Here is a 15489-nt window from a genome sequence, read left to right on the forward strand (position 1 = left end):
GACTCGCACATGGAACAGGCACTCCTGAACAAGATTCTCAAGGCTCCCAAGGCGGAGCTGCACATGCACATCGAGGGGTCGCTCGAGCCCGAGCAGATCTTCGCGTTCGCCCGGCGCAACAAGGTGAAGCTCGCCTACGACTCGGTCGAGGCGCTGCGCGCGGCCTATGCGTTTACCGATCTCCAGTCCTTTCTCGACATCTATTACGCCGGCGCGAGCGTGCTGCTCAAGGCGGACGACTTCTACGAAATGACACGCGCTTATCTCGACCGCGCGCGTGCCGACAACGTCATCCATACCGAACTGTTCTTCGATCCGCAGACCCATACGGAACGCGGCGTGCCGGTGCAGGCGGTGGTCGAAGGCATTGAAGCGGCGATGGCCGATGTCGAGCGCGAGCACGGCCTGACGAGCAAGCTGATCCTGTGCTTCCTGCGTCACCTGCCCGAGCAAGCGGCCCTGGCCGCCTTCAAGGACGCGCTACCGATGTTCGAACGCTACGGCGACCGCCTGGTCGGCATCGGCCTCGATTCGTCGGAGCGCAACCACCCCCCGTCAAGTTTCGCTCGCGTATTTGGCAAGGCGCGCGATCGCGGCCTGCGCCTCGTCGCCCACGCGGGCGAGGAAGGTCCGCCCGCCTATATCCACGAGGCGCTCGATATCCTGCGCGTCGAGCGGATCGACCATGGCGTACGCAGCATCGAAGACCCGGCGCTCGTCAAGCGCCTCGCCGACGCGCGGATCGCATTGACCGTCTGCCCCTTGTCGAACCTCAAGCTCATGGTGTTCGACGACATGAAGAACCATTCGCTGAAGACGCTGCTCGATGCAGGTGTCGCCGTGACGGTGAACTCCGACGATCCGGCCTATTTCGGCGGCTACGTGAACGACAACTATGTCGCAGTCGCCGAAGCGCTCGAACTCGGCGAGCAGGATCTCTACGCCCTCGCGCGCAACAGCCTCGAGGCCTCGTTCGTCGATGCCCCGCAACGCCGGGCCATGATCGGCAAGCTCGACGCCTACTGGCAAGGCTGAGATGGCCAAGCCGCCTTCGACAGAGGCCGCCTATCGCGCGCGGCTGCTGAGCTTTCGTGCCGATCCGGCCGACGACGAACGCGCCGCCCTCTATTTCGAGGATGGATTGCTCGTGGTCGACGCGCAAGGCAAGGTCGCCGCCTTCGGTGAGCACGCGCAGCTCCGGCCGACCCTCGACGAGGCCACGCCGGTCCATGAAATGGGCGACAAACTGATCGTGCCGGGCTTCATCGATTCGCATCTGCACTACCCGCAGACCGAGATGATTGCCTCGCCCGCCTCGGGACTGCTGCCCTGGCTCGAGAACTGGACCTTCCCGGCCGAGGGCCGCTTCGGCAATGAAGCCCATGCGGCCGATGTCGCGCGTTTCTTTGTCGATCAGTTGCTTGCCAACGGCACGACGACCGCGCTCGTCTATTGCAGCGTGCATCGCGAGTCTGCCGACGCACTGTTTGCCGAGGCCGATGCGCGCAATCTGCGTATGGTCGCGGGCAAGGTGCTGATGGACCGGCATTGCCCCCCTTATCTGCGCGATACCGCGGAGTCGGGCTATCGCGACAGCACCGCGCTGATCGAGCGCTGGCACGGGCATGGCCGCCAGATGTATGCGCTTACGCCGCGTTTCGCACCGACCTCGACCGAGGCGCAGCTTGAAGCCTGCCGGACGATCGCGCGCGAGCATCCGGACATCTTCATCCAGAGCCATGTCGCCGAAAACCAGGACGAAGTGAAATGGGCCGCGGAACTGTTCCCGAACCGCCGCAGCTATCTCGACGTCTATGAACACTACGAGCTGCTGCGCCCGCGTGCCGTCTACGGGCACTGTATCCATCTCGACCATGAGGACCGCCGGCGCATGGCCGCGACGCGTGCGATCGCCGCGCACTGCCCGACCTCGAACCTGTTTCTCGGCAGCGGGCTGTTCGATTTCGACGCTGCCGCCGCGGCGCGCATGCCGGTGACGCTGGCGACCGATGTCGGCGGGGGTACGTCGTTCTCGATGCTCCAGACGATGAATGAGGGCCATAAGGTCGCGCGGATGGGCGGACATCATTTGAGCGCGATGCGCATGTTCTATCTGGCGACGACGGGGGCCGCGCGCGCACTCGATCTCGATGCCTTCATCGGCACGCTCGCCCCCGGTTCCGAAGCGGATTTCATCGTGCTCGACCCGGCAGCGACGCCGTTGATGGCACGCCGTTCCGCGCAGGCGGAGGCGCTCGAGGATTTGCTGTTCGCGCTGGCAATGCTCGGCGACGACCGGACGGTCGCCGCGAGCTACTCAATGGGACACTGCGTGCACCGGAGGTGACGTGGAGCGAGCCGGAGTCCATCCCGCGGGACTTATCTCCGGCCTCCTCCATACCCCCTGCCCCTCGACTTCGACCCAAGCATCGACCCGGGGCATCCACCTCAATGCGCTGCGACTTCTTCATCGCGGGCCGAACCGTCGGCCCCTTCGGTGAAAAACGTCCCGCCGAGCGCGAGATGAAGATCGACGCGCGCGGTGAGGCGCGCGGTCTCGATCTGCAGTAGCGCCAACTGCGCGCGATAGGCGGTGATCTGCCTGTCGAGCACCCCATACGCGTCGACCTGCCCGACTTCCTGCTGGACCTGCGCGAGCCCGACCACCCGGCTGGTCTCCCGTTCCTGCGACGCCAACGCGGTGCCGCGCTGCGCCAGTTGGCGCTCAGCAGCCAGCGCGTTCTCGACCTCGCCGAGCGCGCGCTGGATGGCAGCCGCATACTTCGCGGCCGCCTCGCTTTGCTGCAGGGTCGAGATCTCGAACTGCGTCTGCCGGCGGCCGCCGTCGAACAATGGCCAACTGATCTTCGCGCCGAGCGGAAATACCGCGCTGTCGAGTGCCCCCTGGAACATCGCCGCACTGGTATCGAGATAGGCGGCGCCCGCCGTCAGCGTCAGGTTGGGCAATCGTGCCGCCTTGGCCTGCTGCGCGCCGAAGAACGCCGCCTCGAATGCCTTGCGCGACGCGATCAGGTCGGGACGCCGTTCGAGTACATCGAGCGGTACCCCGGCGGGCACGGCCGGCAACTGCGTGGCGAGCAAGGACGACGCCTCGCCCGCGAGCTCGATCTGCGCTTGCGGATAGCGTCCGAGCAGGAGTTCGAGCGCGCGCTGCGCGGCCTGCCTTGCCTGCGCGGCCGCAAGCCATTGTTCGTGGACGGCGTCGACACCGGCCTGCGCTTGCGCGCTGTCGATACCGCTCGCCTTGCCGATCTCGTTGCGGGCGAGCACGATGTCGCGCTGACGCTGGCTCGATTGCTCGATCGCGCCCATCAATTCGAGCTGGCGCGAAGCCTGCAGATTGAGCAGCCAGGCCTTGGCCGTCGCCGCGCCGAGCGAAGCGCGTGCATAGACGTAGGCGGCCTCGACCGAGCGGTACCTCGCATCGCTCGCGTTGACGCCGGCGCGCGTCGCGCCCCAGAGATCGATTTCCCAGCTGGCCGACGCGCCGACGCCCGAGAGATTGAGCGCATCGGCCGAGACCAGCGAGTTCGACCATTTGGCGGTGACGTTGACGCTCGGCAGGAGCGCGGCACCCGCGAGTTGCACCTGCAGGCGAGTCTGTTCGACGCGCGTCGCCGCGACGCGCAGGTCGGGGTTCTGCGCAAACGCCTCGTCGAGCAGCCCGCGCAATTCGCCGCTCGCGTCGAAACCGAGCCATTCGGGACGAAACACGGCATTGTCCGCGGCGCTCGACCAGTTGGCCGGAAGGGTGACAGGCATCGCCGCTTCATAGGCCGCTTGCGCGGTGGGCGCCGTCAGGTCCGCGCATCCACCCAACGACATCAGGCAGGCCGCGCATAGTGCGCAATATAAGGTGGAGCGTCCCGCGGCGTGCCTTGAGGAAGCCGGAGTTTTCAAAGCACGGGGAAGTGCGCCAACAACATGCTTGGGTGATTTCATACGCTCCCCTATTCGAGCTTGAACACGAGATAGTTGATCTTCGTCTTCACGCGGATGATGACTTTGCGGACCATGTGCAGCATCGCCAGGTGATCCGTGTAGATCGCCGATTCGCCGCGTGCGCCCATCGGCAAGTCCGCAGCGTCCTCGGGATCGATGCGCAGCTTGACCGGGAAGCGCAGCGGCGAATCGGGATGGGCGAGCTCCGCGGAGGTGGTCGGCAGGCTGCCTGAAGCGATGAACTGGCCCTGCGCGGTCGACCAGACGATCGACTCGACTTCACCGTAAATGATCTTGCCCGGCTTCGACTTGAGCGCGACCTCGACCTCGTTACCGGGTTCGACTTTGGTCAACTGATTCTGGTCGTAGAACGCGATCACATGCTGCGTCGTTTCGACGAAACTCATCACGGGACGCAGCGGAATCGCCGCCGCATACGAACCGGGGCGTACCTGCAGATTGATCGCCTGACCATCGGCCGGAGCGCGAATCACGGTCTGTTCGAGTTCCCATTCGGCGGTCGCGAGCTGGGCGCGCACTTGCGCGACGCTCGAGTGATCGCCCTCGACCATCGCGGAACGCGCCGTGCGCGCGCGCGTTTCGGCGGCCCGCGCCGCGTCGAGCGAGCCTGTGAGCTGCTTGACCTGAGCCGCGTAGTTCTCCACGTCGAACCGGCTACCGGCCTCACGCCCAGCCAAAGCACGCGCTTCGGCAAGCCGGATGCGTGCGAGTTCGAGCTGTGCCGTGACGCCCATGAGCTCTCCGTGCGCGGCTTTCACATCGGAGTCGAGTTGCCAGGCTTTCGACTGCATCTCGACGAGCTTCGCCTTGAGTTCGGCCACCTTTTGCTCAAAAGGCTCAGGGTCGAGCCTGAGCAATACCTGCCCCTTGCGTACTAGCGTGTTGCCGGTAATCGGCACCTCGATCACGCGGCCGGACACGCGCGGCACGATCTCAACCACATAGTTGGACACACGCACATCGTGTGACTGCGGCGTGACCACATTGATCGTGAAAATCAGTGCCGCCATGCCGACCAGGCCGAGCGAGACCACACCGACCTGGGAAGCGGTATTCCACGGCAACACCTTCAATTTGAAAAACAGCAGCCAGACCAGCAGCGCATAGGTGCATAGGATGATTTCGAGCATTGCATCTTCTTTGATTGACGACGGTGACACCGCTCAGGGGCGGCGGCGATCCGACGGAGGGTTCGACGCTGGCAGCGAAGCACGCGGTGCGCTCGTCTCTTCGGCTGACGCGGGGGTATCAGGCATGGGGCGGTCGCCGAGCTGTGCGCGCAGGGCCGCGAGGCTCGCCCGCAGCTCGGCGTTCTCGCGTTCGCTCGCGAGCACGCGTGCATCGACACCGTCTTCGCGCGCGACATCGTGCAGCGATGTGTGTCCCGTCATGGGCCTTGCGACACGTGCGTGCTCATGGGCATGCTCGTGTTCCCGCTCTCGCCGCTTGCGGCGGCTGCGCACGATCGGTACCTCGATCGGCTTCATATAGGCCCAGAGCCATGCGAGCGGCCAGAGCAGGCCGCCGAACACGAGGGAGAGCAGGCACAACACACGGATCGCCTCGGCTTGAGGGTGATGCCGCTTTTCTGCGATGACTTCAGGCAGGACGTGGATCTTCCAGAACAGATAGACCCCGACCAGCGGCATGACCGTGAGTGCGACCCAGGAGAGTGCATTGGCAAGCCCATCCTCGAACGGGTGCGTGGATCCGGCTTGCGCGACGCTCGGCAACAGGACGGCGCCGAGTCCGCACGCGAGCGCGAACACACGTCGGGCGAGGCTTGGTGTTGTCATGAATTTCCTTGGTGGGTGACAGAGAACGCTTCTTTAAAAAAGCGTCCTACTGACCCTCGAAAATTCACGATCGTTCCCGAGTGCGGAATTATCCTAACAACAACAAGGATGACTTAACGATAACAGGATCCACTACTGGACCGAGACGCCCGATGCGCCGGCCGGAGCGGCTGGCGGCGCGGACTGCACCGAGCGTTCGTTGGTCAACGCACCGGGCGCACCGTTCGGATCGACCGGGATGCGCACGCTGCGCACCGTGCCGTTCTGCAATGGGAAGTTCGCCAGTGCGCCTCGCACCAGATAAGGCATCGCGTGCAGCAGCGACGGATCGTCGACCTGCGCAGCGGAGCTGACGCGATAAACCTCCTTGCCGGTGGCCTTGTCCGCAATGAAAATCGAGAGCTGATGCGAGAAGACCGAATAGGCCTGGCTGGTATAAATCGGCGGGGGCGGGGGCGCCCAGTACGGGCCCCACGGCCGCCATGGACCACCCCAGGGGCCCCACGGATCGTAGAAATCAGGTTGCTGGACGATCACAGTCTGATCCCGGCTGCCATACTGGAGCGAGATCGTGAAGTGCGCCTTCGCAAGGTCGGTGTGCCGGAACCCATAGGTCGACAGTTCCTGGTCGACGAGCTGTTCGTAGGTCTGTTGCTCGAGGCTGTTCTGTTGCATGGCCGTACGCTGGAACACATAGGTCTTGTCCGCGTCGCTCGCATGCCAGTCCTGGAATGCGGTGACCTGGGTCGTCACGTAGCTCGCACAGCCGCCCAGCCCCAGCACGGCGGCCGAGGCGGCAACGCAGGCGACCCGCCTGATCCATTTCATGACCATGATGATGTCCTCTAAAAGATGCGCCCGGATCATGCGATGACCCCGCAAGCCCCGGAACCGTTCATCGTGACACGAATACAGTATAAGAGCCCGTTTCCCGAAATGATGACGCGTTGTCCGGCCACGGCATCCGGCCTATTCGTGGCATTCGGACAGATCGGGCCATCCGGCCCCTCCGGACGGCCGGCGAAGCGCCCCGGCGGCCGGCATCCCGTTTTTGTACAATGACTCGCATTGTTCCCAGAGATCCTGCCATGCTCGACAATTCAGCCGCTTCCGTCACGATCCGCCGCGTCGACTACACGCCGCCGGCCTTTGCCATCGACAAGGTCGAACTCGAATTCGATCTTGCCCCGCTGACCACGACGGTGACGAACCGCATGCAGCTCCGCCGCGCGCCCGGCGCGAGCGCACGGGATCTTGTGCTCCACGGCGAGGATCTCGAGCTCGTGCGCGCGGAGATCGACGGCAAGCCGTGGACCGGCGTACAGGTGAGCACCGACGGTCTCACCGTCTCGAACGTACCCGAGCAGCCTTTTGAACTCACGCTCGTGACGACCAACCGGCCGAGCGCGAATACGAGCCTCTCGGGCCTCTACGTCTCGAATCACAACTTCTTCACACAGTGCGAAGCCGAGGGTTTTCGGCGGATCACCTACTTCCTCGACCGTCCGGATGTGATGACGACGTACACGGTCACGCTGCGCGCCTCACGCGCGGACTACCCCGTGCTGCTGTCGAATGGCAATCTTGTCGAGACCGGCGAATTGCCCGACGGCCGTCATTTCGCGAGGTGGCACGACCCGTTTCCGAAGCCGAGTTATCTCTTCGCCCTGGTGGCCGGCAAGCTCGTGGCACGCGAGCAGCGCATCCGGATTCGCAGTGGCGAGGAAAAGCTGCTGCAGGTCTGGGTCGAGCCGCACGACCTGCCCAAGACCGAATATGCGATGCAGTCGCTCGTCCATTCGATCGAATGGGATGAAGAACGCTTCGGCCTGCCACTCGATCTCGAGCGATTCATGATCGTCGCGGTCGGCGACTTCAACATGGGCGCGATGGAAAACAAGGGGCTCAACATCTTCAACACGAAGTACGTGCTGGCCGATGCCGAGACCGCCACGGACATCGACTTCAGCGGCATCGAAGCCGTGGTCGGCCATGAATACTTCCATAACTGGACCGGCAATCGCGTGACCTGCCGCGACTGGTTCCAGTTGAGCCTCAAGGAAGGCCTGACCGTCTTCCGCGACCAGGAATTCTCGGCCGACATGGCGGCGGCGGGCGGCAGCCCCGAGGCCGCCGCCGCGGCACGCGCCGCGCGCCGCATCGACGATGTGCGCGGACTGCGGCAAAACCAGTTCGCCGAGGACGCGGGCCCGATGGCGCACCCGGTGCGGCCCGACAGCTATGTCGAGATCAACAACTTCTACACGATGACGGTCTACGAAAAGGGCGCCGAAGTCGTGCGGATGTACCAGACGCTGTTCGGTCGCGACGGTTTTCGCAAGGGCATGGATCTCTACTTCGCGCGCCACGATGGCCAGGCGGTGACCTGCGACGACTTCCGCGCGGCAATGGCTGATGCGAACCAACGCGATCTCACGCAGTTCGAACGCTGGTACAGCCAGGCCGGTACGCCGCATGTGTCGGCGACGGCGCAGTACGACGCAGCCGCACGCACCTTCGATATCACGCTCACACAGGGCTACGGTCCCGCGAGTGCCGACGCGAAGGCGACGCAGAAAGGTCCGCTGCTGATACCGTTTGCGATCGGCCTGGTCGGTAGCGACGGCAAGGACCTGCCACTGCGACTCGCCCAGGACGGCCAAGTCCTTGCTGAACCGCAGACGACCCGGGTGCTGGAACTCACCGAAACCGAGCAGACATTCCGATTCGTCGATGTCGCCGAAGAACCGCTACCCTCGCTGCTGCGCAATTTTTCCGCGCCCGTGATCGTCAGCTACGACTACACCGACGCACAGCTGACCTTCCTTTTCGCGCACGACAGCGACCCGTTCAACCGCTGGGAAGCGGGCCAGCGCCTCGCGACGCGCGCCTTGCTCTCGCTCGCGGACGCGGCCGCGCGCGGTGACGCCCTGTCACTGGACCCGGAGATCGTCGCCGCATTCGGCCGCGTGCTGCGCGACAGCACGCTTGCACCGGCGTTCCGCGAACTCGCGCTGACCCTGCCTTCGGAAAGCTATCTGGCCGAGCAGATCGAAGAGGCGGATCCGGCGGCCGTGCATGCGGCGCGCCTGTTCTTCCGACGCGCGCTCGCCAACGGCCTGCGCGACGACCTGATGGCCGCCTACGAGCAGAACCGCGTCGAGGGTCTTTATGAGCCGAGCGCGGTCGATGCGGGCCGGCGCGGACTCAAGAATGTCGCACTGAGCTACCTCGCCGATCTCGACGATCCGGACGACGCGGCGGAACTGGCCCGCGCGCAATACGACAGTGCCGACAATATGACCGAGCGCAGCGCGGCACTCGTGACCTTGCTGCAGATCGGGCCATCGGCTGCGCGTGCGCCGCTCGACGATTTCTACCTGCGCTTCGAGAAAGAGGCGCTGGCGCTCGACAAATGGTTCGGCATGCAGGCGACGCGTCGAGGCGCGCCCGGCGAACGCGTGCTCGACGACGTGGGCGCGCTGATGGCGCACCCGGCGTTCTCGCTCAAGAATCCGAACCGCGCGCGGGCGCTGATCTTCCAGTTCTGCATGGGCAATGCCGCGCAATTCCACGCGACGGACGGTTCGGGCTACGCGTTCTGGGCCGAGCAGGTGCTCGCGCTCGACGCGATCAACCCGCAAGTCGCTTCGCGTCTCGCGCGTTCACTCGAGCGGTGGCGCAAGTTCACACCCGCCCTGCGCGAGAAAATGCGCGCGGCGCTCGAACGGGTCGCCGCAGGCGTCCAGTCGAAGGACGTGCGGGAAGTCGTCGAGAAGGCGCTCGCCCCCTAGTGGTCGACCACCGCCCGGCCCGTGTCTAGCGCGACCTCGGCCGCGGCAAGGTGCTCGCGCGTTCCAACAGCAGTTCGCGCTCGCGCGCGTTGCGCGTCATCGAGGCGGCGCGTGCGAGTTCGAGGCGCGCCTCGTCGAGACGGCCGAGTTTCGCGAGCAGATCGCCGCGTACACTCGGCAGCCAGTGATAGTTCGCCAACGTGGAATCGGCGGCGAGCGCGTCGACGATTTCCAGGCCGGCCTCGGGGCCGAACGCCATGCCGACCGCGACCGCGCGGTTGAGCTCGACCACCGGCGAAGGCGCGACCTGCGCGAGTGCGTCGTAGAGTGCCACGATCTGCACCCAGTGGGTTTCGCCGGCCGTTCGCGCGCGTGCGTGGCAGGCGGCCAGCGCGGCTTGCAGCGCGTATGGCCCGCTCGCGCCGCCGAGCGATTGCGCGCGCTCGAGCGCGGCCAGCCCGCGTCGAATCAGCAGCCCGTCCCATCGGCTGCGGTCCTGTTCGAGCAGCAGTACCGGCCGCCCACCGGCATCGATGCGCGCATGCATGCGCGAGGCCTGGATTTCCATCAGCGCGACCAGGCCATGAACCTCGCTCTCACCGGGTGCGAGCGTGGCCAGCACGCGGCCCAGACGCAGTGCTTCATCGCATAGCGCGGGGCGCATCCACTCATCGCCCGCGCTCGCCGAATAGCCTTCATTGAAGATCAGGTAGATCACCTCGAGCACCGAGGCGAGTCGCGCCACGCGCGCCTCCGCGCGCGGCACCTCGAACGGCACGCGAGCCGCCGCGAGTGTGCGCTTGGCCCGCACGATGCGTTGCGCGACGGTGGCCTCCGAGGTGAGGAAGGCGCGCGCGATCTCGTCCGTGGTCAGGCCGCCAAGCAGGCGCAGCGTGAGCGCGACGCGCGCATCGGTCGCGAGCACCGGGTGGCAGGCCGTGAAAAGGAGGCGCAGCAGGTCGTCGCCGATATCGTCCTCGCGCGCCGCGTCGAGCGCATCGACAAAATCGGGCACAACATGGGCCTCGAGCGCATCGAGGTCGCCGCCGAGTTCCTGATGCTTGCGCGCATGGAGGGCATCGAGCCTGAGACGGTCGAGCGCACGGCGCTTGGCCGTGGTCATCAGCCACGCGCCGGGGTTCTCGGGCACGCCGGCCTGCGGCCAGTGTTCGAGCGCGGCCACCAGCGCATCCTGTGCGATCTCCTCGGCAAGGCCCACGTCGCGCACGACGCGCGCGACGTGGGCGATGACCTTGGCGGATTCGATCCGCCATACGGCCTCGATCGCGCGATGGGTGGCAGCGGTGGGAATCACGCCGTTACCACCCAAGGCATGCCTCAGGACGTGCAAGGACGGAAACGGCGAGGTTCGTGACGATTTGCATGCGCATCATGTACCTTTGTGGACCGCGCGATGCGGCTCAACGTCTGGCCGCATCAAGCTCGAGCAGAAATGCTCGAGTCCCGCGCCTGTTCAAAGTCCTCGGGCTCGTAGAGTTGCCGCACTTCGATCTCGCCCTCGGCATACTCACCGAACGGGGCCGGAAAACGGCGCGACCACTCGAGTGCCTCGTCACGCGAGCGCACCTGAATCAGCGTATAGCCCGCGACCAGTTCCTTGGTCTCCGCAAACGGCCCATCGACAATCGAGCGGCGCCCGCCCGCGTATCGCACTCGCCATCCTTGCGAACTCGACTTCAGGCCGTTCGCGTCGAGCAGCACGCCGGCCTTGGCAAGTTCCTCATGATAGCGGGCCATCGCGACCATCAGGGTATGGTCGGCGGCGAATACCACGCCAGCTTCGGACTGCGCGGTCGCCTTCACAATGATCATGAATCGCATCGTCATTCTCCTGGGAGTGGGACATCGGACACCGCTTCGCGGCTCCTTGCCCCTACGACGATCCACGCGGCGGGCAATCGACAAATGACATGCGAGCGTCCTATTGATAGCAGGGACCGACCTCGCGGACTTCGACCGTGCACCACTTGGCGGCCGGGCATTCGCCGGCGATTACAAGGGCTTCCTCCCGCGTCGCGCAGTCGAGCAGGAAAAAGCCGCCGACCATTTCCTTTGCCTCGGCAAAGGGGCCGTCGACGAGCCGCGTTTGCCCGTCCCGCACCTGTACGCGCACGGCCTTGGCATCCGAAACGAGCGCCTCGCTGGCGAGCAGCACGCCGCGCGCCTTGAGATCGGCGGTAAAGCCAAGCATGCGGTCGTAAGCCTCGTGTCCGGCCTGCTCCGAGCGCTGGCCCCGCTGGTTGGTCGGTTCGACGATAAGCAACATGTATGACATGACACCTCCGTTAGGTTCGCGAACGGCCGGTTACTGCCGCGAGTCTAGCAAGCAATGGAACTGTTGTATTCGACAGGTACAATCGAGCGATCTTGAGTCACGGAGGCTTCAATGTCCCGCCGCACAACGCTTACGCAGTACCTGATCGAGCAGCAACGTGAACACAACAATATTCCGGGCGATCTGCGCCTGCTGATCGAAGTCGTCGCACGCGCCTGCAAGGCGATCGCGCATCACGTCAGCAAGGGAGCGCTCGGCGACGTGCTGGGCACCGCCGGTAGCGAAAACATCCAGGGCGAGGTGCAGAAGAAGCTCGACGTGCTGTCCAACGAAATCCTCCTGGAAGCCAATGAATGGGGCGGCAACCTCGCCGCGATGGCCTCTGAGGAGCTCGAAGAGATTCATCCGATCCCCAATCGCTATCCGAAGGGCGAATACCTGCTGCTGTTCGATCCGCTCGACGGCTCCTCGAACATCGATGTGAACGTCTCGATCGGCACGATCTTCTCCGTGCTGCGCTGCCCCGACGGCGAACACCCGACCGAGCAGTCCTTCCTCCAGGAAGGCACGAAGCAGGTCGCGGCCGGCTACGCGGTCTACGGCCCGCAGACGGTGCTGGTGCTGACGACCGGTAACGGTGTGCAGTCCTTCACGCTCGACCGCGAACTGGGCTCCTGGGTGCTGACCACGCGCAATATGACGATCCCGGCAGACACGCACGAATATGCCATCAACGCGTCGAACGCGCGCCACTGGTATCCGCCGGTCACGCGTTATGTAGGCGAACTGCTCGCCGGCAAGGACGGCCCGCGCGGCGCCGATTTCAATATGCGCTGGACCGCGTCGATGGTCGCCGACGTCAACCGGATCCTGGTCCGCGGCGGCATCTTCATGTATCCGGCCGACAAGCGCGATCCGTCGCGCCCGGGGCGCCTGCGGCTGCTCTATGAAGCCAACCCGATGTCGTTCATCGTCGAGCAGGCCGGCGGCGCCGCGACGACCGGCACCACGCGTATTCTCGACGTCAAGCCCCAGCATCTGCACGAACGGGTCGCGGTCTTCCTCGGTTCGAAAAACGAAGTCGAGCGCGTGACGGGGTATCACGCGCCATAGTCTCTGACAGCTCGGTCCGAGCAGCGGTGTCGCGCGCCCTTTCGCTCAGCGCGCGCACCGCTGCTCCGTCCCCACGCAGCTGCCATCGCAGCCTTGGCAATAGTACCGGTCGTGGACACAGACCGCGTGCCAGGCCTGGCCCGCCCCGGCATCGGCAAGCGCCGTGCCGATGCGGCGGCCCGCCTCGGCCGCGAAAAACAGCGGTTCCCCGCCGAGCCCGCGGCTCAGCGACGGGTCGACCGAGTCACGACCGAATGCGTCTCGCAAGGCGTCGATAAACCGCGCGACCTCCGGCATTTCCTCACGAAGTGGCTTGGCACTCATTTATTCACCCGCTGCAGGTAAGGATAAGGTCGACGCATGAAACTTGGCCGCTCGAGGCGACAATGCTGGGCGAAAACAACTGACAACATGCGTGCGCGGCTTGCCCATAGCGACCGCACAGCAGATACTGTACAAATATACAGCACCCGGCGGTAGGATGATCAATGGAAAGTAACGCGGCCCCGGCTTCGGCTGACTTGCCGGAAGACCCGGTATTCGAGCAGATCCGGCAGGAGGTCGCCCGGCTCGGCCGCTCTCAAGACAATGCACGGCTCGACCGGCTGCTCGGCGAACTCGAGACGCCGATCGTCTTTGTCGACCTGGAAACCACAGGCGGCAATGTTCAACTCGACCGGATCACCGAGATCGGCCTGGTCGAGATCAGCCGCTCGGGCGTCGATTCCTGGACCTTGCTGGTCGATCCAGGGCAGGAGATTCCGCCCTTCATCCAGGATCTGACCGGCATTTCGAATGAGATGGTCCGGGGCCAGCCGGCTTTCGGCGCGCTCGCGGACAGCCTCGCGGCCCGGCTCGAGGGCAAGCTGTTCGTCGCCCATAACGCGCGCTTCGACTACGGCTTTTTGCAGCATTCGTTCGAACGGGCGGGCATTCGCTTCGAGGCGGATATGCTGTGCACAGTCCAGCTCTCGCGCAGGCTGTTTCCAACGGCCGCGCGGCATGGACTCAGTGCCCTGATCGAACGGTTCAGCCTCGAGCCCTTGGGACGCCATCGCGCGCTCGCCGACGCCGATCTCATCTGGCAGTTCTGGCAGGTGATCCACGCGCACCATCCCGCCGAACGCATCCAGACAGCGATCGAATCGCTGACGCGACGCCCCGCCAGGGAGACCAAGGAACCCGGGGATTCGACCCGGCAGGTCCAATCGACGGTAGCAGTGCAGTCGACGGTCGCCGCGCAGTCGACAGTTGCCATGCAGTCGATCGAGCCGATCCCATTGAGAGAGCAGATGCAGCAGACAAAGGATAGTGACGGGACCTCGCCGTTGACCGGCATTCAGCCAGGGCAACTGTCGAATTGGGGAACGGAAATGGCAGCAGATCTGGTAGCGGAATTCGCATTGGTCGGCGACAGCCCGCCGGCCCTGCGCAAAACACGAGCTTCGACCGAGCGTCCACGAGCACGTCGCCGCGCGGCGGAGCCGCTGGTCGCGCAAATGTCGTTCGAGTGGGGAGACTCGCCAAACGTCACCGGCGAGGAACGATCCCCCGACTCTGTGCCGCAGGCCGGACAAGGCTGATCAGGTGTGCCCGCAAGCGGCGTTATCCATGCCAGTTGCGTATTCGAAGCGACTCGTGCCACCGGCAATGCCGAGGTACGACGGGGGCCTCTGCGGCCGGATGCCCGTCGTTCACTTTGCAAGGGCCGCGCTCAGCTCTCGCGAACGCGGCACGTTCATCAGGGAATGAACTTGCCTTCCGAGGCGATCTCGGCGAGCAGCTTGCGGGAGCTCGGCGATTCGCGCTCCTGCAGCGCGGCAGGCAACACCGACTTGTCCCCCAGCTTGCCAATCGCAATCCCGGCCTCGACCGCGTAGTTCTCGGGCAGACCGAGTTCGGCGCGGATCTTGTCCTTCAGGATGCCGGCCATGCCGTGCGCGGGCCAGCCCGAGGACCAGGCCTGCAGGGCGAGAAACCCCCAGGCGGCGCCTGTATCGAACGAATGCGTCGGCCACGGTACTTCCGTGGTCCCGCCCGGCGGCAGCGAAGTCGTCTTCGAGAGCACGATCACGAGTGCCGAGGCGTTCTTCGCCCATGATTGATTGAACTCGTTGAGAAAGCCGAGAAACTGATCCCAGTGCGGCGTATTGCGACGCGCGTAGATGAAACGCCAGGGCTGCGCGTTGGACGACGAAGGCGCCCAGCGGGCGGCTTCGAACAAGGAGCGGAGTGTCGCTTCAGGAATCTCTTCACCACTGTAGGCACGCGGCGACCAGCGTTCGAGAAACTGCTTGTCGATCGGATGGTCGGCAGTGCGCGAATGAGTGCTCATGCGTGTGTCCTGTGTTATCGAGGGAAAGCTGCCGAAAGGCGACCGGTGGTCCGCTCCATGCCATGCCGTGAGGAACGACAGGCCCATGGGGACGGACCGATGGCCGTGTGCGGCACGAGCGCCGCAACGGATGTCATGGTACCTGCTTGTACGGAGGTTTCGGGGAAGCGG

At 65.0% G+C, this 15489-nt stretch carries 14 protein-coding genes; 5 read left to right on the plus strand and 9 right to left on the minus strand.

All coding sequences use genetic code 11. From position 1 onward, the window contains the following. The first annotated feature begins 9 nt into the window (after nt 1–9). Together HV670_RS06220 and guaD are read left to right on the plus strand one after the other, a co-directional pair. The gene (locus HV670_RS06220) at nt 10–1035 is read left to right on the plus strand and encodes an adenosine deaminase (protein WP_175103796.1); all 1026 of its coding nucleotides are present in this window, start codon (nt 10–12) and stop codon (nt 1033–1035) included. Nucleotide 1036: 1 nt separating this feature from the next. Continuing rightward, complete coding sequence (gene guaD, locus HV670_RS06225) at nt 1037–2347, plus strand: guanine deaminase (protein WP_175103797.1); 1311 nt, start codon at nt 1037–1039, stop codon at nt 2345–2347. A gap of 101 nt (nt 2348–2448) precedes the next feature. Here guaD and HV670_RS06230 read toward each other — a convergent pair whose 3' ends face one another. The 4 genes from HV670_RS06230 to HV670_RS06245 all read right to left on the minus strand — a co-directional run bounded on the left by HV670_RS06230 (nt 2449) and on the right by HV670_RS06245 (nt 6617). Next, the gene (locus tag HV670_RS06230; protein ID WP_217478372.1) at nt 2449–3783 is read right to left on the minus strand and encodes a TolC family protein; all 1335 of its coding nucleotides are present in this window, start codon (nt 3781–3783) and stop codon (nt 2449–2451) included. 188 nt (nt 3784–3971) lie between these two features. Next, nucleotides 3972–5114 carry an HlyD family secretion protein gene (locus tag HV670_RS06235; protein ID WP_175103799.1) on the minus strand — a complete coding sequence of 381 codons (1143 nt, stop codon included), beginning with the start codon at nt 5112–5114 and terminating at the stop codon, nt 3972–3974. A gap of 33 nt (nt 5115–5147) precedes the next feature. Then, complete coding sequence (locus HV670_RS06240) at nt 5148–5780, minus strand: DUF3302 domain-containing protein (protein ID WP_175103800.1); 633 nt, start codon at nt 5778–5780, stop codon at nt 5148–5150. 132 nt (nt 5781–5912) lie between these two features. Next, complete coding sequence (locus HV670_RS06245) at nt 5913–6617, minus strand: DUF4136 domain-containing protein (RefSeq protein WP_175104083.1); 705 nt, start codon at nt 6615–6617, stop codon at nt 5913–5915. A gap of 251 nt (nt 6618–6868) precedes the next feature. On the opposite strand from HV670_RS06245, the gene pepN reads away from it, so the two are divergent. After that, on the plus strand, nt 6869–9574 hold the full coding sequence (gene pepN, locus HV670_RS06250) for an aminopeptidase N (protein WP_175103801.1): 2706 nt from the start codon (nt 6869–6871) through the stop codon (nt 9572–9574). Nucleotides 9575–9599: 25 nt separating this feature from the next. Here pepN and HV670_RS06255 read toward each other — a convergent pair whose 3' ends face one another. From HV670_RS06255 to HV670_RS06265, 3 genes are all read right to left on the minus strand, one after another. After that, the gene (locus HV670_RS06255) at nt 9600–10886 is read right to left on the minus strand and encodes an RNA polymerase sigma factor (protein ID WP_175104084.1); all 1287 of its coding nucleotides are present in this window, start codon (nt 10884–10886) and stop codon (nt 9600–9602) included. 125 nt (nt 10887–11011) lie between these two features. Then, complete coding sequence (locus tag HV670_RS06260) at nt 11012–11416, minus strand: YciI family protein (protein ID WP_175103802.1); 405 nt, start codon at nt 11414–11416, stop codon at nt 11012–11014. Nucleotides 11417–11516: 100 nt separating this feature from the next. After that, on the minus strand, nt 11517–11870 hold the full coding sequence (locus HV670_RS06265) for a YciI family protein (RefSeq protein ID WP_175103804.1): 354 nt from the start codon (nt 11868–11870) through the stop codon (nt 11517–11519). Nucleotides 11871–11981: 111 nt separating this feature from the next. Between HV670_RS06265 and HV670_RS06270 the strand changes: the two genes are divergently transcribed. Continuing rightward, nucleotides 11982–12983, plus strand: coding sequence for a class 1 fructose-bisphosphatase (locus HV670_RS06270; RefSeq protein WP_175103806.1), 1002 nt, complete (start codon nt 11982–11984; stop codon nt 12981–12983). 45 nt (nt 12984–13028) lie between these two features. Here HV670_RS06270 and HV670_RS06275 read toward each other — a convergent pair whose 3' ends face one another. Then, nucleotides 13029–13307 (minus strand): hypothetical protein, encoded by a 279-nt coding sequence (locus HV670_RS06275; RefSeq protein WP_246257067.1) that lies wholly within the window; start codon nt 13305–13307, stop codon nt 13029–13031. Between the two features lie 164 nt (nt 13308–13471). Between HV670_RS06275 and HV670_RS32005 the strand changes: the two genes are divergently transcribed. Then, nucleotides 13472–14566, plus strand: coding sequence for a 3'-5' exonuclease (locus HV670_RS32005; protein ID WP_175103807.1), 1095 nt, complete (start codon nt 13472–13474; stop codon nt 14564–14566). Nucleotides 14567–14724: 158 nt separating this feature from the next. Here HV670_RS32005 and HV670_RS06285 read toward each other — a convergent pair whose 3' ends face one another. Next, a complete protein-coding gene (locus HV670_RS06285) occupies nt 14725–15318 on the minus strand; it encodes a nitroreductase family protein (RefSeq protein ID WP_175103809.1) in 594 nt (197 codons plus the stop codon). Nucleotides 15319–15489 lie beyond the last annotated feature (171 nt).

It is taken from the genome of Pararobbsia alpina (assembly GCF_902859895.1).
Taxonomy (GTDB): domain Bacteria; phylum Pseudomonadota; class Gammaproteobacteria; order Burkholderiales; family Burkholderiaceae; genus Pararobbsia; species Pararobbsia alpina.